The 20,808-nt window shown below is 68.6% G+C and carries 20 protein-coding genes and 1 tRNA gene; 14 read left to right on the forward strand and 7 right to left on the reverse strand.

The genetic code is table 11. From position 1 onward, the window contains the following. Positions 1-8: 8 nt before the first annotated feature. Positions 9-704 (reverse strand): expansin EXLX1 family cellulose-binding protein, encoded by a 696-nt coding sequence (locus HNV26_RS06825; protein ID WP_171439634.1) that lies wholly within the window; start codon positions 702-704, stop codon positions 9-11. Positions 705-797: 93 nt separating this feature from the next. Next, positions 798-2,576 (reverse strand): vWA domain-containing protein, encoded by a 1,779-nt coding sequence (locus HNV26_RS06830; RefSeq protein WP_171439633.1) that lies wholly within the window; start codon positions 2,574-2,576, stop codon positions 798-800. Between the two features lie 143 nt (positions 2,577-2,719). Here HNV26_RS06830 and HNV26_RS06835 point away from each other — a divergent pair, with 143 nt between their 5' ends. Beyond that, on the forward strand, positions 2,720-3,208 hold the full coding sequence (locus HNV26_RS06835) for a VOC family protein (RefSeq protein ID WP_171410362.1): 489 nt from the start codon (positions 2,720-2,722) through the stop codon (positions 3,206-3,208). A gap of 1 nt (position 3,209) precedes the next feature. On the opposite strand, the gene HNV26_RS06840 is transcribed toward HNV26_RS06835, so the two are convergent. From HNV26_RS06840 to HNV26_RS06855, 4 genes are all read right to left on the reverse strand, one after another. Next, a complete protein-coding gene (locus tag HNV26_RS06840; RefSeq protein ID WP_171439632.1) occupies positions 3,210-4,331 on the reverse strand; it encodes a heparan-alpha-glucosaminide N-acetyltransferase domain-containing protein in 1,122 nt (373 codons plus the stop codon). 172 nt (positions 4,332-4,503) lie between these two features. Continuing rightward, on the reverse strand, positions 4,504-5,427 hold the full coding sequence (locus HNV26_RS06845) for an SDR family oxidoreductase (RefSeq protein ID WP_436410031.1): 924 nt from the start codon (positions 5,425-5,427) through the stop codon (positions 4,504-4,506). 258 nt (positions 5,428-5,685) lie between these two features. Continuing rightward, positions 5,686-6,243 (reverse strand): thioredoxin-like domain-containing protein, encoded by a 558-nt coding sequence (locus HNV26_RS06850; protein ID WP_171439630.1) that lies wholly within the window; start codon positions 6,241-6,243, stop codon positions 5,686-5,688. Next, positions 6,243-7,349, reverse strand: coding sequence for a hypothetical protein (locus HNV26_RS06855; RefSeq protein WP_171439629.1), 1,107 nt, complete (start codon positions 7,347-7,349; stop codon positions 6,243-6,245). Before HNV26_RS06855 ends, HNV26_RS06850 begins: the two co-directional genes overlap by 1 nt. A 106-nt stretch (positions 7,350-7,455) precedes the next feature. Between HNV26_RS06855 and HNV26_RS06860 the strand changes: the two genes are divergently transcribed. The 3 genes from HNV26_RS06860 to HNV26_RS06870 all read left to right on the forward strand — a co-directional run bounded on the left by HNV26_RS06860 (position 7,456) and on the right by HNV26_RS06870 (position 11,893). Further along, complete coding sequence (locus HNV26_RS06860) at positions 7,456-9,330, forward strand: M2 family metallopeptidase (RefSeq protein WP_171439628.1); 1,875 nt, start codon at positions 7,456-7,458, stop codon at positions 9,328-9,330. Between the two features lie 115 nt (positions 9,331-9,445). Continuing rightward, positions 9,446-9,649 carry a cold-shock protein gene (locus tag HNV26_RS06865; protein ID WP_011553608.1) on the forward strand — a complete coding sequence of 68 codons (204 nt, stop codon included), beginning with the start codon at positions 9,446-9,448 and terminating at the stop codon, positions 9,647-9,649. A 33-nt stretch (positions 9,650-9,682) separates the two neighbouring features. Next, positions 9,683-11,893: a hypothetical protein gene (locus tag HNV26_RS06870; RefSeq protein WP_171439627.1), complete on the forward strand. Its 2,211-nt coding sequence runs from the start codon at positions 9,683-9,685 to the stop codon at positions 11,891-11,893. 1 nt (position 11,894) lies between these two features. Here the strand turns inward: HNV26_RS06870 and HNV26_RS06875 are convergent, their stop codons facing one another. Continuing rightward, the gene (locus HNV26_RS06875) at positions 11,895-12,635 is read right to left on the reverse strand and encodes an FKBP-type peptidyl-prolyl cis-trans isomerase (protein ID WP_171439626.1); all 741 of its coding nucleotides are present in this window, start codon (positions 12,633-12,635) and stop codon (positions 11,895-11,897) included. 220 nt (positions 12,636-12,855) lie between these two features. Here HNV26_RS06875 and HNV26_RS06880 point away from each other — a divergent pair, with 220 nt between their 5' ends. The 10 genes from HNV26_RS06880 (at position 12,856) to pheS (ending at position 20,775) form a co-directional block, all read left to right on the forward strand. Next, on the forward strand, positions 12,856-13,191 hold the full coding sequence (locus HNV26_RS06880) for a PilZ domain-containing protein (protein ID WP_171410519.1): 336 nt from the start codon (positions 12,856-12,858) through the stop codon (positions 13,189-13,191). 120 nt (positions 13,192-13,311) lie between these two features. Next, positions 13,312-14,127 (forward strand): TP0624 family protein, encoded by an 816-nt coding sequence (locus tag HNV26_RS06885; RefSeq protein WP_366816796.1) that lies wholly within the window; start codon positions 13,312-13,314, stop codon positions 14,125-14,127. A 22-nt stretch (positions 14,128-14,149) separates the two neighbouring features. Next, entirely contained in the window at positions 14,150-14,512 is a 363-nt protein-coding gene (locus HNV26_RS06890) for a PEGA domain-containing protein (RefSeq protein WP_171439624.1), read from the forward strand. Between the two features lie 203 nt (positions 14,513-14,715). Beyond that, on the forward strand, positions 14,716-15,891 hold the full coding sequence (locus HNV26_RS06895; RefSeq protein WP_171439714.1) for an AI-2E family transporter: 1,176 nt from the start codon (positions 14,716-14,718) through the stop codon (positions 15,889-15,891). Then, entirely contained in the window at positions 15,888-16,595 is a 708-nt protein-coding gene (locus HNV26_RS06900; protein ID WP_171439623.1) for a uracil-DNA glycosylase, read from the forward strand. The genes HNV26_RS06895 and HNV26_RS06900 overlap by 4 nt, the downstream gene beginning before the upstream one ends. A 73-nt stretch (positions 16,596-16,668) precedes the next feature. Beyond that, positions 16,669-16,740, forward strand: a tRNA-Val gene (locus tag HNV26_RS06905). 74 nt (positions 16,741-16,814) lie between these two features. Next, positions 16,815-18,743 carry a threonine--tRNA ligase gene (thrS, locus tag HNV26_RS06910; protein WP_171439622.1) on the forward strand — a complete coding sequence of 643 codons (1,929 nt, stop codon included), beginning with the start codon at positions 16,815-16,817 and terminating at the stop codon, positions 18,741-18,743. A 167-nt stretch (positions 18,744-18,910) separates the two neighbouring features. Further along, a complete protein-coding gene (rpmI, locus tag HNV26_RS06915) occupies positions 18,911-19,117 on the forward strand; it encodes a 50S ribosomal protein L35 (RefSeq protein WP_011553617.1) in 207 nt (68 codons plus the stop codon). A gap of 99 nt (positions 19,118-19,216) precedes the next feature. Next, a complete protein-coding gene (rplT, locus tag HNV26_RS06920; RefSeq protein ID WP_011553618.1) occupies positions 19,217-19,564 on the forward strand; it encodes a 50S ribosomal protein L20 in 348 nt (115 codons plus the stop codon). A gap of 161 nt (positions 19,565-19,725) precedes the next feature. Further along, positions 19,726-20,775: a phenylalanine--tRNA ligase subunit alpha gene (pheS, locus tag HNV26_RS06925; protein ID WP_011553619.1), complete on the forward strand. Its 1,050-nt coding sequence runs from the start codon at positions 19,726-19,728 to the stop codon at positions 20,773-20,775. Positions 20,776-20,808: the final 33 nt, after the last annotated feature.

A 20,808-nucleotide genomic window follows, 5' to 3' on the forward strand; every position in this document is an offset into this window, starting at 1 on the left:
GCCGCGCGCTAGCGGAACTGGCCAGAGCCCTCGGCACTGCGGTTGTCGAGGACTCTGTCCAGCGTGTCTTCCAACTGCTGGCCATCCACGGCGGTGACGCGCACGGAGAAGGGGCCGTCGCCCATCCCGCTCGAGTTGACGAAGTAGTTGTAGCTCTCGCGCGGGACGTCCTGCCATCCGCCGGTGCCGCGCCGCCACTCCAGCTTCTGGATGGGCAGGCGGTGGTTGCGGACCTGGATGGCGGTCCACCAGGGATTGCTGCCGTTCTTGAAGTGGTACTCGATGTTCCCCGCCACGTCGCAAGACACCGGCGTCCAGGTGATGTTGACCCGGCCCTGCTCCATCTCCGCGATGCGGGCGAAGGCCTGCCGGCTCAGGTCCAGGTGGCCGGATTCACACTCCGGGCAGCGGTCCACGATGCGCACGCGGACCGAGCCCTTGGGCCCGGTGATGTCCACGCACTGCCCACAGGCCGCGCTGTTGGCGTACTGGGGCGTGTTCATGGCGGCCACCATCAAGTCACCCGTCGGCTCGTAGCTGCAATTGCCAGCGCCGGTGGCGTCGTAGAAGGTGGCGATGCCCTGTTGCTCCTCGCCCAGCGGCGCGCCGCCGCCAGACGGGTCGTCACTGCAACCGCCACAGGCGACGAACACCGCGGCGACAGGGAGGAGGAAGCGTCGGGACTTCGAGCGAAGGGGGTGCATGGCCGCTCAGCATATCCCGCAAAAACGGCATCGGGGTGGAAGGGCCCCCGGGCACCCTCCACCCCGACCTGTGTGCGGGCTTGCGCCCCGGTGTCAGCGGCCCCGGACGGAGGCGCCCTTGAGGGCGCGGGCCTGCGTCACCAGCCGCACGAACTCCTTGCGGTCGGCGTCCCCCTCGGTGGCGCCTTCGGCCAGCTTCTCGGCCGTGGCCAGGCTCCAACCCTCCGCGGAGGGGCTGTCACGGAGGACGTCGGCGGTGGCGGCCACGGCGACGGCGAAGCGGAAGTCCGGCGACGCCTGCGCCAGCGTGTCACGCAGCTTCGTGCGCTCGAAGGGGAATTCGCGCTCGGAGGCCTCGGTGCCGTTGGGCGCCTTGGCGCGGACGCGGACGGTGGCCAGCGGCTCGGTGGTTTCACCCGTCAGCTCCACCTCGTACACGGCGGTGACGTTGTGGCCGGCGCCAATCTCGCCCGCGTCGACCTTGTCGTTGCGGAAGTCGTGGTCGGCGACGTCGCGGTTCTCATAGCCCACCAGTCGGTAGCGGCGGACGGCGGCGGGGTTGAACTCCACCTGGAACTTCACGTCCTTGGCGATGACCTCCAGCGTGCCGGTGAGCTGCGTCTCGAACACCTTCTTCGCCTCGCGCAAGCTGTCCACGTAGAAGCAGTTGCCGTTGCCCTTGTCCGCGAGCTTCTCCATCAGGTCGTCGCGGTAGTTGCCCATGCCGAAGCCCACGGTGGTGAGGGTGACGCCCTCGGCGGTGTACTTGTGGATGCTGTCCAGCATGGCGTTGGCGCTCACGTTCCGGCCGATGTTGGCGTCACCATCGGTGAGGACGACGACGCGGGACACCACGCTGCCGGAGGCCTTCTTCACGGCGTGGCGGTAGGCCAGCTCCATGCCGGAGCCCATCGCCGTGCCGCCACCGGCCGTGAGCGAGTCGAGCGCGGCGTGGATGCTCTTCACGTCGGTGGCGGGCGTCGGCGGCAGCACGTCCCGGGTGTTGCCCGCGTAGGTGACGATGGCGACGGTGTCGTTCTCGTTGAGGTTCTTGACGGCGACCTTGATGGCCTCCCTCGCGAGCGGCAGCTTGTCCTCCGAGTGCATGGAGCCACTGGTGTCCACGAGGAACACGAGGTGCGCGGGCTTGCGCTGCGAGCGCGAGACCACCTTGCCCTGCACACCCACGCGCAGGAAGTGGCGCTTGGCATCGAAGGGAGATGGCGCGCCCTCCAGGTGCACCGCGAAGGCCCCCGTCTCCGGGGGCGCGTAGCGGAACTTGAAGTAGTTGACGAACTCCTCCACGCGGACGGCGGAGGCGGGCGGGAGCTGGCCGTTGACGAGGTAGCGGCGCGACACCGTATACGACGCGGTGTCCACGTCCGCGGCGAACGTGGAGAGCGGGTCCTTGGCCGTCTCGACGAAGGCGTTGGCCTTCCAGGCCTCGAAGGTGTTGCCGCCTGTGGGAGCGGCGTCTTGTGGTTTGGACTCGAGGGGCGCGCCCGCCAAGGCGTCAGCGGACGGCTTCATGGGGCGCGGTTCGCGCCGGGCCAGCTCGGCCTTGCCCAGGGCGACCTTCTTGGCGGCTTCCGGCGCGGGTGCGCGCGCAACGGGCCCGGCGAGCGCGGAAGCCGGGGGGGGCGCAGGGGGCGGGGCTGCCACGGAACGCTCGGCGCGGGCCCGGTCCGCGACGTACTCCTCTCGCTCAGGAGCGGGCGCGGCGTCGTCATCCCTGGCAACGGACTGTGCGGCCCCCTGGCTCGGCCGCTCGTCGGCGGCGGGGCTCCGGTTGTGGCACGCGGGCTGGGTGCTGGCGACGAGAAGGGCACTTCCCCAGACAGTCAGTTGGCGCTTCAGCGAGAAGGGGGACATCAGGGCTCCAAGGTCGGTGAGTAGGTCGCCTCCCGAAAACGCATGGCCCGCGAGAAAGGGTCTAAAGCCGGATGAATTTTCCGGCGAACACCCGGGCCGGGCGTCCTTGTCTGGAGCACCTCCGTCTGACAGGGTGCCGCGCCATGCAGACCGCCAGGCCATTTCGAATTCTGGGTGTCCAGCAGATCGCCATTGGAGGCGCGGACAAGGCGCCGCTCCGCAAGCTCTGGGTCGACCTGCTGGGCTTGACGCCCCACGGCACCTACCGCAGCGAGCGCGAGAACGTGGACGAGGACATCGTCACCGCGGGCGCGGGCCCCTTCAAGGTGGAGGTGGATTTGATGCAGCCCGTGGATCCGGAGAAGAAGCCCCGCGTCCACGAGACGCCGCTCAACCACGTGGGCCTCTGGGTGGACGACCTGCCCGTGGCCGTGCAGTGGCTGGAGTCCCAGGGACTTCGCTTCGCCCCCGGCGGCATCCGCAAGGGCGCCGCGGGCTTCGACATCTGCTTCATCCACCCCAAGGGCAGCGAGCAGTTCCCCTTCGGCGGAGAGGGCGTGCTCATCGAGCTGGTGCAGGCGCCGAAGGAGGTCATCGCCGCCTTCGAGTCGCTATCCGCCGCGGGGCACTGAGTCAGCGCCCGGTGGGGGCGTGCTGGTCCTGCCGGAACAGCCGCCCCGAGAGGTTCCGGAGCGCGGGCCGCAGCACGCGCTCCAGCCGGTCCAGGGCGACGCAGAGCCCGAAGGTGAGGCCGATGATGACGGCCGTCAGCACCCAGTACTGGAGCCAGCCGCTGCGGTCTCCCCAGAATCGCTGGAAGGAGAAGACGCCGCCCAGCCGGTAGAAGAGCAGCATCTCGTGGAAGAAGTACGCGGACAGCGACGACGTGCCGAACACCTCCACGAAGCGCCGCAGCCGGGACGGCGCTGCGTTCACCGGGACACGGGCCTCCAGCCACGTCAACACGAGCAGCACCGTGCTCACCCAGCCGAAGCGCGCCGCCGCGTTGGAGGGATTGGCGACGAAGAAGCGGTGGGGCGGGTAGAGGCCGTAGAGGAAGTCACCGAGCACCGCGCCCGTGAAGCCCAGCCCCATCAGCACCAGCAGCGCCTTGATGAGCCCGGCGCGGCCCCAGGCGCCCGCCACCGTTCCCGCGAAGACGCCCAGCCACGCGTAGCCCAGCCAGGGCAGCAGGGGGAAGGGCGCGAAGGAGGACTTCTCCGTCAGCGTGGCCCAGGGGCCATCCACCTGTTCACCCAGGGGCGACACGGCGAACGTGGCCATGGCCAGCGCGAAGGCGCCGGTGCTCAACACCTTGGGGCGTGCGGAGAGCAGCGCGGCCACCGGAAGGACGATGAGCAGGCACAGGCCCACGCATTGGAGGATGTCCATGCGGAAGATCCACTGGGGCTCACGGAGCAGGGGGAACCACGCCCAGTTGACCAGGGTGGCCACCGCGAGCACCTCGCCAGCGCGTCGGAGGTTGCGGTGGACGCGCTCGCGGAGCACTCCGCTGGCGGCGCTGCGGACCATCATCAGCGCGGTGGCGAAGCCGGCGGAGAAGATGAACGCGGGGGCCACCAGCCCGTCGACGCGCAGCAGCCGCGTCACCCATTCGCTCTGCCGCAGCTCGGGCGTGAGCAAGGCCAGGGTGTGCGTCTGGACCATGAAGAGCACCGCGATGCCCCGGAGCCAGTCGATGGCTCGGATGCGATCACGGGAGACGGGGGCAGGGGAGGCGGGCGTGGACGTCACGGCCCGCCTACCCTAGAGCATCAGCGGACCCAGCTCACGTTACTGATCGTGAATTTAGAGCCGTCCTGCTTCGCCGCGTTCGTCATCGCCGGGTACACCCTCAGCTCCAGGTTGAGCGAGAAAATCAACCGCACCCGAGCCGTGGTCCTGGACGATTCACCCCGGGCAATGTCTACCGGTAACCCGTGGCGTCGGCGGGCTTGCCTGCGTCCTGGACCTCGACGACGTAGCGCCAGGCATCAGGCTGGCTGCCATCCAGGTCCGTGAAGCCGTAGACGCGTGCGAGCTGCCCGCTGGACAGAGACTGTCCGTTCCACCGGGCCTTGTCCGCGTCCGATGCCAGCGCGGCCACGGCTCGGCCGACATAGGCCGGCGTCTCCGAGATGACGAAGTGGGGCTCCTTCACCGTTGCGTCGCGCCAGTTCACCTCGGTGACGCCGAAGTGCTCCAGCATGCCTTCGGAGCGCATCCAGCCCGGCGTCAGCGCGACGGCGGTGGCGCCATGGGGCCTGAGCTCTCGAGCCTGGCTCCAGGCCAGCCGGAGCACGGAGGCCTTCGCGAGGTCGTAGAACGTGGAGATGCGGTAGTTCGTCGCGTTGTAGTCGGCGGTGCCGTCAGTGACCTCGACCACGAGCCCTCCTGGGCGGCGGATGAGCAGCGGCAGGGCGAAGTGGCTGGTGATGAGGTGCGTCTCCACGCCCAGCCGGAGCAGCCGCAGTCCCTTGTCGAGCGAGTGCTCCCACACGCTCTTGTTCCACTCGAAGATGGACTCGCCGCCCCAGATGTCGTTGACGAGCACGTCGAGCCGGCCCTGTTCCGCATCGATGCGCTTCACCAGGGCCTGGACCTGTTCGGGCACCAGATGGTCCGTCTGCACGGCGATGCCGAGCCCACCCGCCGCTGTCACCTGCTCGGCGGTCTCTTCAATGGTCTCCGGCCGGTTCTGCTCCGAGCGCTGGGCCCGTGTCGTCCGGCCCGTGACGTAGACGGTGGCGCCCGCCGCGCCGAGTTGCACCGCGATGCCCCGGCCTGCTCCTCGCGTGCCGCCCGCGACCAGTGCCACGCGTCCCTTCAGTGAATCCTTCATGTCCCGCATGCCTGCCTCCTGGGGTGTCTGTACTCGGGGCGAGCCTACGGAGGATTGTTGACACCTCCTGTCATGATTGGGCGAGTTGGTGGGGTTCGCGGAGGAACGCGCCGCGGCCTTTCACCTCCTCACCTGTTCGACGTCTCGCGAGGAGGTTGCGTGATTTGACGACGCATAGGGAGCGCCGCCCACCGCAGCGGAACGTCACGTCCGGCAGCGGCCTGTCTGATGCGAGCGGCTTCCTGCCCACGTGCAGGCGCGCGCGGCTCAGGGCGCGGGGCAGGTGAGCCTCGGCTCCGGCGCGTCGACGTCCTGGAGCCGCAGCAGGCAGCGGAGGGCCTCGGGGTCCGCGGAGTCAGCCAGGTACGTCCGGCGCCACAGCATCGCTGCAACGCGCCGGGGAAGCGTGGGAGCCGGCGCGACGAGGGCCCGGCGGACGGCGTTGCCTCCCCGAGGCGCTGTCGCCGCCGCGGCTTCGAGCTTGGCGACTTCGTCCGGACAGCCGTCCGGGCAGTTGTAGAGGAACACCGCGTGGCCGTGCTCCAGGTTGTGGACATAGAGGCAGGGGGCGACGGGCTCGGAGGCGCTCCCGCACGGGGCCACGCTGCCGCAGTGGAGGCCGGAGTTGGGCGGATTCTCTCCGTTGCCACACCCGGCGCTCGAACAGGTGTCGAGGTGGTGGGAGGGGCTCGGCGCCGACAGCGGGAAGCTGAACCGTTCGCAGGGGTCGGCATCGTCAGTAGCCGTGTCGCCGCAGCCGGCGAGCGCGAGGACCGTCAGGAGGGGGAGGAGCGGGCGTGGCATCACGGCCGCGTCATACCGCATCAGCCGGGAAACGTGCCCCGCCGCTCCACGTCGATGTCGCGCAGGCCCTTGAAGCCCAGCCCGGCGGCGAAGCGGAGGAAGTCCTCCCGGGAGAGGCTGCCTCCGGTTGCGTTGAGCGGGAGCCCTCCGAGCTCCTTCGGCGTCCGGCTGCGAACGGCGAAGTCCACGCGGCCCGGCAGGTAGCCCGCGTTGGCGGCGATGATGATGTGCTCGGGGAGCCGCTGGGCCCAGCGCACCGCGACCTGCGGATGGACCTGGGCCTCCGAGCTGAACAGCAACAGCGCCACGGGGCTGGCGATGCGCGGTGGCGTCTTCGAGCACCTCAGCACCTCGCGCTGCACCTCCAGCCGACAGTCGTGCAGTGTATCGACGCCAGGGACGTTGCCTCGGGTGATGTCGGTGGCGCTGCCCGCTCGAAGGAGGACCCCCAACGCCAGCGGTGCCGCGTACCGGGAGGACTTCCGGGCCGCCTTCAGCAAGGCCACGGATTCCGTCACGGCGGTGCGCCCCGCCCGGCGGAGGGCGTCCTCGAGGAAGGGAATGGGCGCATCCACGCCCTGGTCCGCCACGGTCCCCAGGACGGCCAGCCATTCCAATGGGCCCGGCACCACGCAGGGCGACACGAGCGCGTAGGTCAGCAGGCTGCAACTGACCGCGGGCTCCAATCCCCGTGCGGAGAGCACGGTCGTACCCGCCCTGCCAGCCGGGGCTGCTTGGGGCGCCACGAGGAGCGTAGGGAGGCCCGGCGGAGCGGTGGAGTCGTCCATCGCATCCGACGACATCTCGAGCACCACCCATGCGTCGGGCTGTGCCGCACGGAGGCGCTGCTGAAAGGTTGGCGAGAGGGCATGCTCGCCCCTGGCCGGGACCTGCGCCTTTGCCCGCGCTCCCATGGCCTGGAGCGCGCGGAGCACCAGCGCCCCTGCGGCGAGCCCGTCCACGCTGGGGTGGGGCGCCACCACCACGTGGCGATCCTTCAGCGCCATCAGGAAGTCGCGAGCGTCCGCCAGTGCCTCTTCGGATGCGGGCCAGCGGGGGTCCTTCATGTGTCCGAGCAACATGGGGTGAAGGTTTAACGCGGTGGGGCGACACGGGAGGCCGGGCATGGAGCGCCCGCACGGTACCCGGCCGGGCAGCTCCAGCGCCGAACCGGGAGGGGACCACCCAGTTTCGGAGTGTCATCAGTCGCGGGTTCTTCTACGGTCCGCGGCCATGAACCGGAAACGTCCCCTGAATTCCCTCCTGCGTGCGGCCGCGGTCATGGCGCTGCCCGCCTTCCTGGGGTGCGCCCAGGATTCGCAAGTGACGCGCGAGGCGCCCACGCCCGCCGAGTCTCCCGCCGCCGCGTCGCAGCCCACGCCGGCAGAGGCGAAGGCCTTCGCGGAGAAGGTGAACGCGGACCTCAAGCGCCTGTGGACGAAGCAAGCCACCGCGGAGTGGATCAAGTCCACGTACATCACGGATGACACCGAGCAGAACGCCGCCTTCGTCAACGAAGAGGTGCTGGCCTACGTCAACGGCGCCATCAAGGAGGCACGGCGCTTCGAGGGCCTGACGTTGGACGCGGACACCGCGCGCATGCTGCACCTGCTCAAGGTGTCCCAGGCGCTGCCGGCGCCGTCGGACGCTGAGCGGCGGTCCGAGCTGGCCGCCACGGCGGCGAAGCTGGAGGGCCTCTACGGCAAGGGCAAGTACTGCGGGCCGGACGGGAAGGGGAAGTGCCGCGACCTGGAGGTGCTGTCCGACGTCATCGCGGAGAGCCGCGACTACGACGAGCTGCTGGACGCGTGGCAGGGCTGGCACTCCGTGGCCCGCCCCATGCGGCCGCTGTACGAGCGCCTGGTGTCCATCTCCAACGAGGGCGCGAAGGACATAGGCTTCAACGACCTGGGCACGCTCTGGCGCTCCGCGTATGACATGTCGCCGGCCGAGTTCGAGGTCGAGGCCCAGCGCCTGTGGGGCCAGGTGAAGCCGCTCTATGACGACCTGCACTGCTACGTGCGCGGCCGTCTGGCGAAGCAGTACGGCGCCGACAAGGTACCCGACGGCAAGGCGATTCCCGCGCACCTGCTGGGCAACATGTGGGCGCAGGAGTGGAACAACATCTACCCGCTGGTGGAGCCCTTCCCCGGACAGGCCAGCCTGGACGTGGACGCGGCGCTGAAGCAGCAGAAGTATGACGCGATGCGCATGGTGAAGCTGGGTGAGAAGTTCTTCACCTCGCTGGGCCTCAAGGAGCTGCCGCCGAGCTTCTTCGAGCGCTCGCAGTTCACCAAGCCGGAAGGCCGCGACGTCGTCTGCCACGCCAGCGCCTGGGACGTGAACTTCAGCAACGACCTGCGCATCAAGATGTGCATCAAGCCCACGGAGGAGGACCTCGTCACCATCCACCACGAGCTGGGCCACAACTACTACTACACGTACTACTACCAGCTCCCGGTGCTCTATCAGGCCGGCGCGAACGACGGCTTCCACGAGGCCATTGGTGACGCGCTCACGCTGTCCATCACCCCGGGCTACCTGCAGCAGGCGGGGTTGCTGAAGGCCGTTCCGAAGAACGAGAAGAACCTCATCAACCTTCAGATGAAGGACGCGCTGGAGAAGATTGCCTTCCTGCCGTTCGGTCTGCTCGTGGACCAGTGGCGCTGGGAGGTGTTCTCCGGCCGCGTGCAGCCGGCGGACTACAACAAGTCCTGGTGGACGCTGCGGGAGAAGTACCAGGGCGTCGCCGCGCCGGTGGCCCGTTCGGAGCAGGACTTCGACCCGGGGGCCAAGTACCACGTGCCTGCAAACGTTCCGTACACGCGGTATTTCCTGGCGCGCATCCTCCAGTTCCAGTTCCACAAGGCGCTCTGCGAGGCGTCCGGCTACAAGGGCGCCCTCCACGAGTGCTCCATCTATGGGAACAAGGAGGCCGGCAAGCGGCTCCAGGCCATGTTGGAGCTGGGGGCGAGCAAGCCGTGGCCCGACGCGCTCCAGGCCATGACGGGAACCCGGCAGATGGATGCCACGCCGCTGCTCGACTACTTCAGCCCGCTGCGCACCTGGCTCCAGGCGCAGAACAAGGGCCAGAAGTGCGGTTGGTGACGGTCTGGAGTAGACGCGCCGGGCGGCCACGCTTAAATTGCAGCCGTCTAGGCGGGTTCGCTCGTAGGACCGGACGGCGGATATTCGCGTCCGTGACGAAAGAAGAAGAGAGCAAATGGCTACTGGTACCGTGAAGTGGTTCAACGATGCGAAGGGTTTCGGCTTCCTCACCCAGGACGGTGGTGGTGAGGACGTGTTCTGCCACCACACCGCCATCAACATGGATGGCTTCCGCACCCTCCAGGAGGGCCAGAAGGTGGAGTTCGAAGTGACCCGCGGCCCCAAGGGCCTGCAGGCCCAGAACGTCCGCGCGGCCTGAGCCGAGCGTCGTTCGAACTGCTTCTGATGCATCATGAGGGTCCGGCCCCACGGGGTCGGGCCCTTCGTGCTTTCTGGAGAGCGCTCCGTGCCTTTGTCGACGAAGTTCCGCCGCTCACGCGTCTGTCTGTTGCCCGTTCTCGCCGCGTTGGGTTGCTCCACCACGCCAGCCATGCCGTCGGGCACGGGCACGGCCGCCCTCCCTGGCGAGGCGTCCAAGGCACCACCCCCTGCCAGCGTCCCGGAGAAGGAGCCCGCCGCCATGACGTCCACGTTCGACGCGGCGGCCCTGAAGGCGGAGCTCGTGACGCGGCACGGCGAGGCGCAGCGGGCTCGCATCGAGCGGGGCGTGGATCAGGTGGCGGCGATGTGGCGGCCGGAGGACGGAGACCTCGCGGCGTTCGTGCGTGAACAGTTCCTGTCCGATCCGAATGCGCTCGACGCGACCTTCCAGCGGCTGGAGCGGCTGTTCGAGCAGCTCGACGGGCACCTGTACGAAATCGGGCGTGAGCTCCAGTGGTACACCGACCTGGACCTGGGGCCGTTGCTGCCGGTGGAGCCCCTGGTGGCGGCGTATGATCCGGCCGCCCACGTCACCTCGGACCTGTTCCGCGCACGCGTGGGGTTCGTGGTGTTGCTCAACTTCCCGCTCACCACGTTGGCGGAGCGCGTGGCGCAGGGGCCGTCATGGACGCGGCGGCAGTGGGCAGAGACGCGGCTGGCAGGGCGCTTCAACCAGCGCGTCCCCGCGGAGATTCAGCAGGCGTCCTCGCGCGCCATCGCCGCGGCCAACCTGTACATCGCCGAATACAACATCTGGATGCATCACCTGGTGGATGGGCAGGGGCGGCGCCCCTTCCCAAAGGGGCTGCGGCTCATCAGCCACTGGAACCTGCGTGATGAGCTGAAGGGTGACTACTCCGACGCGGCGACGGGCGCGCTGAAGCAGCGGATGATCGTCCAGGTGATGGAGCGCATCGTCACGCAGACGATCCCCGCGGCCGTCATCGACAACCCGCGGTTGGATTGGGACCCCTTCACCAACACCGTCACGGTGGCGCCGCCGCAGACGGTGGAGGCGGATGCGCCCGCGCGCACGACGAAGCCGGATGCGTCGCCGGAGCCGGACACGCGCTACGCGCACCTGCTGGCCACCTTCCATGCGGCGCGTCAGGCGGACCCCTACGTGCCGGTGGCACCCACGCGCATCGCCCGGAGCTTCGAGCTGGGCCGCGAGCTGCCTGAGGCGCGCGTCCGGGCCCTGCTGACACAGGTGCTGGAGTCACCGCTGGTGCCGCGCGTGGCGAAGGAGATTGAAGCGCGCCTGGGCCGGAAGCTGGAGCCGCAGGACCTCTGGTACTCGGGCTTCAATCCGGGCGGCAAGCGGAGGGAGTCCGAACTGGATGCGCTGACGCGCAAGCGCTACCCCACGGCGGAGGCGTTCGCGAAGGATCTGCCGCGCATCCTCCAGGGCATGGGCTTCACGAAGGCGAAGGCCGTGTGGCTGGCGGAGCGAATTCGCGTGGACGCGTCGCGCGGAGCGGGCCACGCACAGCCGGCGCTTCGGCGAGGCGACTTCCCCCGGCTGCGCACGCGCGTGGAGAAGGGGGGCATGGACTACAAGGGCTACAACATCGCGGTGCACGAGCTGGGGCACAACGTGGAGCAGGTGTTCAGCCTCTACGGCGTGGACCACACGCTGCTCGCGGGGGTGCCCAACAACGCCTTCACGGAGGCGCTGGCCTTCGTGTTCCAGTCGCGCGACCTGGAGTTGCTCGGACTGGGCAAGCCGGACGCGGCGAGCGAGCGGGAGCGGGTGCTCGGCGAGCTGTGGCAGACGTGGGAGCGCGCGGGCATCGCGCTGGTGGACATGTCGGTGTGGCACTGGATGTACGCGCACCCGGATGCCACGCCAGCGCAGCTTCGCGAGGCGGTGGTGGGCATCGCGCGCGACGTGTGGAACCAGTACTTCGCGCCGGTGCTGGGCGGGGAGGGGAGCTCGCTGCTGGCCGTCTACAGCCACATGATCAGCTATCCGCTCTACCTGCCCGACTATCCGCTGGGCCACCTCATCGCGTTCCAGATTGAAGAGCACCTGAAGCGCAAGGGTCCGCTGGGCGCCGAGTTCGAACGCATGGCCACCTACGGTTCGGTGACGCCGGACCAGTGGATGATTCATGCGACCGGGGCCCCGGTGAGCGCGGAGCCGTTGCTCCGCGCCGCCGAGGCCGCCCTGGGTCGCTGACCTACGGCTGCCGGGACGTGTCGCCGGGGATGTCGATGAGCTCGACGTCGAAGGTGAGGACGGCGTTGGGCGGGATGCGCGAGCCGGAGGGCGGCCGCTCTCCGTAGGCGGTGTTGCCGGGGCAGGTGAGCTTCGCCTTGCCGCCCACCTTCATCTTCGCCACGGCCTGCGTCCAGCAGGGGATGACGCCGTTGAGCGGGAACTCGACGGGGATTCCGCGGCGGGCGGAGGTGTCGAAGATGGTGCCGTCCACCAGCCGGCCCTCGTAGTGGACCTTGACGGTGTCGACGGCGCGCGGGCTGCGGCCGGTTCCCGCCTGGACCTGCTTGTAGACGACGCCGGAGGGAAGCACCTCCGCGCCGGGCTCCTTGGCGGCGCGCTCCAGCGCGGCCTTGCCCGCGAGGGCCTGCCGGCTCTTGGCGAAGGCCTGAACCCGCTGCGCCTGCTCCTTCGGGTCGATGTCGGACGCCTTTCCACCGAGTCCGTCGGACAGGCCCTGTTGCAGCACCTTCAGCTCCTCGGGCGACAGCGCGAAGAGGGACAAATCACGGCCAATGGAGAGACCGAGCGTGTAGAGGGTCTGCTGGTCCTCCTCGGACAGCGCAGCGGGCGCCGCCGGCGCGGCGGCCGGAGTCGCCGGTGCGGCCTTGGCCGCGGGCTTCTTCGACGACTTCGAGTCCTGCGCCTGGGCGCCCGTCGCGCCGAGCGCGAACACCAGGGCCGCCGTCCACATCGATCGCATGCATCCACCTTTCATGAGAACCGGCGCACTATAGAGCGTGGCCGCGCGCTCGAAAGACACAAGCCCGCGCGAAGAATTCACCGAGGAAGCACAGCGAGCGCACGAGGCCTCCGCGCGCCGTCCGTTTTCTTGCGCGTTCGGCGCGCGCCTCTACCCTGCATCCAGGTTGCTTCACCCCCGGAGCAACCTGTTGCACCACCTGACCGGAGGCGAAGAAGCCATGAGCGACAAGCGGAAGAACAAGCGGGCGCCCCTCGACATCTACCTGAACAAGTACATGGGTGGCGTGCCGTACATGTCGCGGGCCGCGGACATCAGCCAGGAAGGGCTGAGCCTCGCCCGGCTGCTCGAGCCTCAGCACGAGGCCAAGCGCATCGGCCTCCAGTTCCAGCTCCCGGGCTCGGAGGAGATCATCTACGCCGAGGGTGAAGTGGTCCGCGAGTGGGCCGAGCTGGGGGCCAAGCGCGAGCGCTCGGGTGTGCGCTTCACGTTGCTCACCGACCGTCACCGCAAGATGATCGACGCCTACGTCGACCGTCACGGCAACGAGAACTGACGCATACCCGCCGTGCCGCAGGGGCCTGCCTTGACTTCCCCGGAAGCAGGCCCGTTGAATGGGACGCCATTCTGCCCTGACACGACCCGCGACGTCGGACGAGGGGCTGGAGGATTTCCCGTGAGGCACTCGCTGTGGGGGATATTGCTGGCCGTGCCACTGACCGCGTTCGGCCAGGGCAAGGAAGCGAAGGCCCCGAAGCCCACCGTCGCCGCCGTGAAAACGGCACCGGGGGCACCGGGCGTCAATTGGGAAGGGCAGGTTCTGCGGGCCACGGGAGCGGGTACTCCCGACCTGAAGGCCTCCAACCCCGGACAGGCCCGGCTGGGTGCCGAGCGGACCGCCCGGCGATCCGCCGTCCAGAATCTCATGGACCAGGCCGGGCGCCTCCACATCAGCGCGGGGCGCACCGTGGCGGACGAGCTGGCTCGCGAGGACGTCCGCAAGCGGGTGGAGGCCGCGCTGGGCGGCTACAAGGTCGTTGCCCGGCGGTTCTTCTCCGACAGCGGCGTGGAGATTGACGTGGAGGTGCCGCTGTCGGCCCTCACCGCGTCGCTGTTCGCGCCGCCCGCCGCGGACACCGTCATCGCCATCAACGGTGCGGGCGCGAAGAAGTACACGGGCCTGGTGGTGGATGCGCGAGGGCTCGGTGTGCAGCCCGTGCTTGCGCCCCGCTTGCTGGATGACAGCGGCAAGGCGCTGTACGGCGCGGCGGCGCTGGCCAACGAGCGCCGTGCCGCGACAGCCGTGGCCGCGTGGTTCCAGAGCCTGGATGCGGCGAAGAAGGCCTCGCTGGTGGGGGACAAGCCCCTGGTGGTGAAGGCCAAGGGTTCCAAGGGTTCCGACCTGGTGCTCGCCTCGGAGGACGCGAAGGCGCTCGCCGAGGCCAACACGCGTTTCCTGGCCGAGGGCCGGGTCGTGATCGTCACGCAGTGACTTCGAGGTCCTCGGCGAGCTGATGCGGAAGGTTCTGCTGTTGGTGATGGTGTCCACGTTCGCTGGGTGTGCGAAGCGCCAGGAGCCCGAGTCCCTGCTCAAGGCCCGCGAGCTGATGGCGGAAGCCCAGAATCCCAGCGGCAACCTGGCGTTGCTCTGCGAGCCCGTGGACGCGGAGGTGTATCTGGATGGCGTCTGGCAGGGGCTCTGCAGCGACTTCTCGGGTTCCCCCAAGGCGTTGCGAGTGGGCAGCGGGCTGCACGAGATTGAAGTGAAGAAGCAGGGGTACTGGCCCTATACGACATACTTCGAGCCCAGCCGGGCCCGCGCGCGGCTGACCATCCAGCTCCGCGCCTCTGGGGCGAAGGCCGGTGGTTCGGAGTGACGCCGGGCTGGGTGTAAAGCGGGCGGGCCTCCACGAAAACCTGTTTCCTGTGCTTTCGTGAAGTGCAATCAGGACATGACGCCGCCGTAGCTGGGATTGAAGAGGAGAGCGCCATCGGACGCCGCAGGAAAGGTCATTCCCCCGCCGCCGTGAAACCCGCTGCCGTACCGTCGCCGGCCCGGTCCTCCCCCGTGCTCCACGAGGTGCCGCCGCCGCGAGGGCAGGACAAGGCCGCGGCCGAGGCGGCCCGTGCGCGGGGCGCCGAGCCCGTGGCGGTGGCCGAGAGCGCCCTGTCCGAGGCGGACGCCCGGCGCATCGACCTGTGGTGGTCGGTGGTGATGGTGGGCTCGCTGGGGTTGGTGTTCGCGCTGCTCTCCGTCTTTGGCGGAGTGGCGGTGCCAGTGCTGCTCGCGCTGTCGGGTGCGTACATCTTCAATCCCATCGTCACCGAGTTGGAGAAGCGGCGGCTGGACCGCACGTGGGGGACGACGCTCGTCTTCGCGGTGGGGACGCTGATGCTGGTCGGCGCGGTGCTGTACCTCATCCCGGTGTTCCGGGAGGAGGCGTCGAAGCTGCCGGACTTCTTCCACCGCGCGAGCACTCAGGTGGTGCCGAAGGTGGAAGGGTTGGTGGGCCATTCGTTGCCGGACCTGGTGCGCCAGCGCACCACCGAGCTGGGAAAGCAGGCGTCCGAGTTGGTCCAGAGCGCGGGTCCGGCGGCGGCGCGCATCCTGGCGAGCTTCGCGGGCAACACGGCGCGGCTGGTGGTGACGCTGCTGGGCCTGGCGGTGGTGCCGGTGCTGGCCTTCTTCTTCCTGCAGGACTACCCCCGGCTGATGGGCATCGTGAAGGACCTGCTGCCCCGGCGCGCGGTGGGGCTGGTGAGCCGGCGCTTCGCGGAGGTGGATGAGGTGCTCTCCGCCTTCGTGCGCGGCCAGCTCATCGTCGGCGGCGTGCTGTCGGTCATCTATGCGGTGGGCCTGTCCGCGTCGCGCATCGACATGGCCATCGTCATCGGTGTGATTGCCGGCTTCGGCAACATGGTGCCGTACCTGGGCACGGGCGTGGGTATCGTGCTGTCGCTGGTGGGGCTCATGCTGTCGTGGCAGGGGCCGTGGCAACTGGCGGCGGTGGCGGCCACCTTCGTCATCGGGCAGATGCTGGAGGGCTTCGTCATCACCCCGAGAATCGTGGGGGAGAAGGTCGGGCTGGCGCCGGTGGCGGTCATCCTGGCCATCCTCGCCTTCGGTGAGCTTTTCGGCTTCGTGGGCATCCTGCTGGCGGTGCCGGTGGCGGCCATCCTCAAGGTGGTCCTGAGCGTGGTGGTGGAGCGCTACCGCCGGACGCGGCTCTACACGGGGGAGCCCAAGTCGCCGTGACGAAGCTGGAGTCGCTACACAAGGAAATCACCGGGTGCCGGGCCTGCCCCCGGCTGGTGGAGTGGCGGGAGGAGGTGGCGCGAGTGAAGCGCCGCGCCTACCGCGACTGGAATTACTGGGGCCTGCCCGTTCCCGGCTTCGGAGATCCCAAGGCCCGGCTCATCATCGTCGGGCTGGCGCCGGCGGCCCACGGGGCGAACCGGACGGGGCGGATGTTCACCGGAGACCGCTCGGGCGACTTCCTCTATGCCGGGCTGCACCGCGCGGGCTTCGCGAATCAGGCCCTCTGCGAGCACCGGGATGACGGGCTCCGGCTGAAGGACGCCTTCATCGTGTCGGCGGCGCGCTGTGCTCCGCCCGACAACAAGCCCCTCCCGGAGGAACTGGCCCGCTGCGCGCCGTTCCTGGACCGCGAGCTGGCGCTGCTGCCAGGCCGGGTGGTGCTCGCGCTGGGGGCCATTGGCTGGAACGCCGCGCTCGTGGCCCTGGCGCGACAGGGGATGGAGGTTCCGTCGCCTCGGCCCTCGTTCGGGCATGGGGCGGAGCTGCGCCTGCCGGGCGGCCGGACGCTGCTGGGCTGCTACCACGTCAGTCAGCAGAACACGCAGACGGGGCGGCTGACCCCGGCGATGTTCGACGCCGTCATGTCCCGGGTCCACACGCTGCTGGAGGCGGCGGATCCGAAGGCGCGCGGGAAGAGTTGAAGAAGCCCTCTGTGTTTGCTTGACAGTTGGGGGAGCCCGCTGGTATTCCCCGCGCCACCGAAGCGGCTGCAACGGGTCGTTAGCTCAGCGGTAGAGCACTACCTTGACACGGTAGGGGTCAGTGGTTCGATCCCACTACGACCCATCATCAAAGAGTGACTTCAGCGGGCGGCACGGCTTTAAAAGAGCCTGCCGCCCGTTTTTTTTCCCGAGGTTCGCATGTCCGACATCATCACGGTGACGCTCCCCGACGGCTCGCAGAAGCAGACGGCCCGGGGGACCACGATCGCGGACTTCGTGCGGGAGAGCATCGGCCCCGGCCTGGCGAAGGCCGCCCTCTTCGCGCGCGTGAATGGCCAGGACATGGACCTGGCCCGCAAGCTGGACGAGGACGTGAAGCTGCAGATCTTCACGCCCAAGAGCCCCGAGTCCCTGGAGTTGATCCGCCACGACGCCGCCCACGTGGTGGCCAGCGCGGTGCAGAAGCTCTTCCCGGGCACGCAGGTGACCATCGGTCCCGCGACGGAGGAGGGCTTCTATTACGACTTCTTCCGCGAGAAGCCCTTCACGCCCGAGGACCTGGAGAAGATCGAGGCCGAGGCGAACGCCGAGCTGAAGCGGGACATGGCCTTCGTCCGCACCGAAATCTCCATGGACGAGGCCGTGCGCCTGTTCGAGGAGAAGGGCGAGACGTTCAAGGTCGAGATCGTCAAGGACATCGCGGCCAAGGGCGCCAAGACGCTGACGCTCTACACGCACGGTGACTGGGTGGACTTCTGCCTGGGGCCCCACGCGCCCAGCACGGGGAAGATCGGCATCATCAAGATCCTCTCCTCCAGCGGAGCGTACTGGCGGGGGGACCACCGCAACCCGATGCTCCAGCGCGTCTACGGCACTGCCTTCTTCGACAAGAAGCAGCTGGCGGAGTACCTGACGCGCATCGAGGAGTCCAAGAAGCGCGACCACCGCAAGCTGGGCAAGGAGCTGGACCTCTTCCACTTCCACCCGTACTCGCCGGGCTCCGCCTTCTGGACCCCGAAGGGCACCACGCTCTACACCACGCTGTCGAACTGGATGCGTCAGCTGACGCAGAACGACGGCTACGTGGAGATCAAGACGCCCCTGATGTTCAACAAGGGGCTGTGGGAGACCAGCGGCCACTGGGGCAAGTACAAGGAGAACATGTTCCTCGTGCTCGACAGCGAGTCGGGGGAGCATGACTTCTCGCTCAAGCCGATGAACTGCCCGTCGCACCACCTGTTCTACGGCTTCAAGAAGCACAGCTACCGCGATCTGCCGCTGCGCTACCACACGCAGGACGTGCTGCACCGCAACGAGGCGGCGGGCTCCCTGGGCGGCCTCACGCGCGTGCGCCAGTTCGCGCAGGACGACGCGCACATCTACTGCACGGAGGCGCAGATCACCGACGAGGTGCGGCGCTTCGTGAAGCTCCTGGACCACGTCTACAAGGCGGTGGGCCTCACCTACGCGGTGAAGTTGTCCACGCGGCCCGAGCAGCGCCTGGGTGATGACTCCCTGTGGGATCGCGCCGAGGGCGGCCTCAAGGCCGCGCTGGAGTCGCTGGGCCTCGAGTACGAGCTGGCCCCGGGAGACGGCGCGTTCTACGGCCCGAAGATCGACTTCGCGGTGTCGGACAGCATCGGCCGCCGGTGGCAGCTGGGCACCATGCAGCTGGACTACCTGGCGCCCGAGCGCTTCGACCTGACCTACGTGGGCGAGGACAACGCCGAGCACCGCCCCGTGGTGCTCCACCGCGCCATCTTCGGTTCGTTCGAGCGCTTCACGGCCATCCTGATCGAGCACTTCGCCGGCGCCTTCCCGGCCTGGCTGGCCCCCATCCAGGCGGTGCTGGTGACGGTGGCGGACCGGCAGAACGACTATGCCCGGAAGGTTCGGGACTCCCTGAGGGCGAAGGGCTACCGGGTGGAGTTCGACGAGCGCGGCCTGTCGATGAACGCGAAGATCCGCGAGGCCCAGCTCCAGAAGGTGCCGTTCACCCTGGTGGTGGGCGACAACGAGGTGGCGGGCGAGGGCGTGTCGCCGCGGCGGTACGGCGGCGAGGACCTCAAGACGATGAAGGTGACGGACTTCGAGGCCCTGCTGGCGAAGGAAGCGGCCCTGCCGTGATCGGGAGGTCAGGACGCCTGGCGGCTTGCTGACGGGCCTTGACTCCCTGTTGCACCTAAGTATCTTGACGCACTTTCGAGGGGAGCCTGCCCAAGTTCCCCAATTTTCGAGAGTTCTCGCACCTGCCGCTCAAGTCCAACGGCATGGGGCATGGAAGGATCAGGACGATGCCGAAGTTGAAGACCCGCAGCAGCGCGAAGAAGCGCTTTGACGTGAAGAAGAGCGGCAAGGTCAAGCACGGCAAGGCCTTCGCGAAGCACCTCTTCACGTTCTCGAAGACGCCGAAGTCCAAGCGCAGCAACCGCGGGACCGGCCACCTTCGCGACATGGACGCGAAGAAGGTCATCAAGGAGATGTTCCCCTACGGGGGCTGATTTCGCGGTTCTGAAGTCAGGGACAACGTGGCCTCGTCGGAGCGGCGGTAAGCCTGCGCCGGGGGGCTTCCAAACTACGCAGTCCGAAGTGAGGCAGTCATGCGCGTGAAGAAGGGTGTCAAGGCCCGTCGTCGTCGTAATAGGATTTTGAAGCTGGCCAAGGGTTACCGCGGCCGTCGGAAGAACTGCTACAAGCGCGCCAACGAGGCGGTTGAGCGGGCGCTGGACTACGCCAGCCGCGACCGCATGCAGCGCAAGCGGGACTTCCGTCGCCTGTGGATCGTCCGCATCAACGCGGCCGCCCGCACGGTGGGTCTCTCCTATTCGAAGCTGATCGCGGGCCTCGCGAAGGCGAAGATCGGCCTGGACCGCAAGGTTCTGTCCGACATGGCCATCGCGGATCCGTCGGGTTTTGCGGCCGTCGCCAACATCGCGAAGGCGGCCTGAGACACATCCAGCTCGCAAGGCTGGAGACAGAACGGGTGGGGTGGTGGGCTGATGCTGGCCACCCTGTCCGGATGTTTGAACGGGCTGCCTCTCTGGGGCGGCCCTTTTTTTGTGCCTCGGCGCCAAGGGCGCGCGGGGAACTGGAACGGAGGCGGAAGTCCATGCGGGATCGGTTGCTGGCGCTCGCGGAGTCCGCGAGGCGGGAGATTGGCGGCGCGTCGGAGCTGTCCGCGGTGGAAGCACTGCGGGTCCGCTACCTCGGCAAGAAGGGTGAGCTGTCCGGCGTGCTGGGCGGCATGGGCAAGCTGCCCCCGGACGAGCGGCGCTCGCTGGGCGAGGTGGCCAACAGCGTGAAGGCGGAGCTGGAGAAGCTGCTCGCCGAGGCCGTGGAGCGCGCCGAGGCGGCCGCGTTGGAGGCACAGCTTCAGGGCCCGGGCCTGGACGTGACGCTGCCCGGACGCGGCGTGGCGCTGGGCAGCCGGCACCCCGTGTCGCGGACGATGGAGGAGATTGTCCGGACCTTCTCGCGGCTCGGCTTCGACGTGGCCAGCGGCCCGGAAATTGAGCTGGACTACTTCAACTTCGAGGCGCTGAACCTGCCGAAGGACCACCCCGCGCGGGACATGCAGGACACGTTCTACGTGGACGAGGCCACGCTCGGTCACGCGAAGAAGGCGGACAGCTCCGCGCTGCTGCGCACGCACACGTCCCCGGTGCAGGTGCGGTACATGCTCAACCGCAAGCCGCCCATCCGCGCGGTGATGCCGGGCCGGGTGTACCGGCGCGACTCGGACATCACGCACACGCCGATGTTCCACCAGGTGGAGGGCCTGCTGGTGGACAAGGGCGTGACGTTCGCCGAGCTGAAGGGCTCATTGGCGGCGTTCGTGACGGCGTTCTTCGGTTCGGACACGCGCACGCGCTTCCGCCCGTCCTTCTTCCCCTTCACGGAGCCCTCCGCGGAGGTGGACATCACCTGCACGAACTGCGCGGGCAAGGGCTGCCGCATCTGCAAGCAGACGGGGTGGTTGGAGGTGCTGGGCAGCGGCATGGTGCACCCCAACGTCTTCACCTCCGCCGGGTATGACCCGAACGAGGTGACGGGCTACGCGTTCGGCATGGGCGTGGAGCGCATCGCCATGCTGCGCTACCGCATCGACGACCTGCGGATGATGTTCGAGAACGACGCGCGGTTCCTCGAGCAGTTCTGAGATTCCAGGGGGCCGCTGGTGGGCCCCCGTGTT

Origin of the sequence: Myxococcus xanthus (genome assembly GCF_013116825.1) — a bacterium.
GTDB classification, from domain to species: domain Bacteria; phylum Myxococcota; class Myxococcia; order Myxococcales; family Myxococcaceae; genus Myxococcus; species Myxococcus xanthus_B.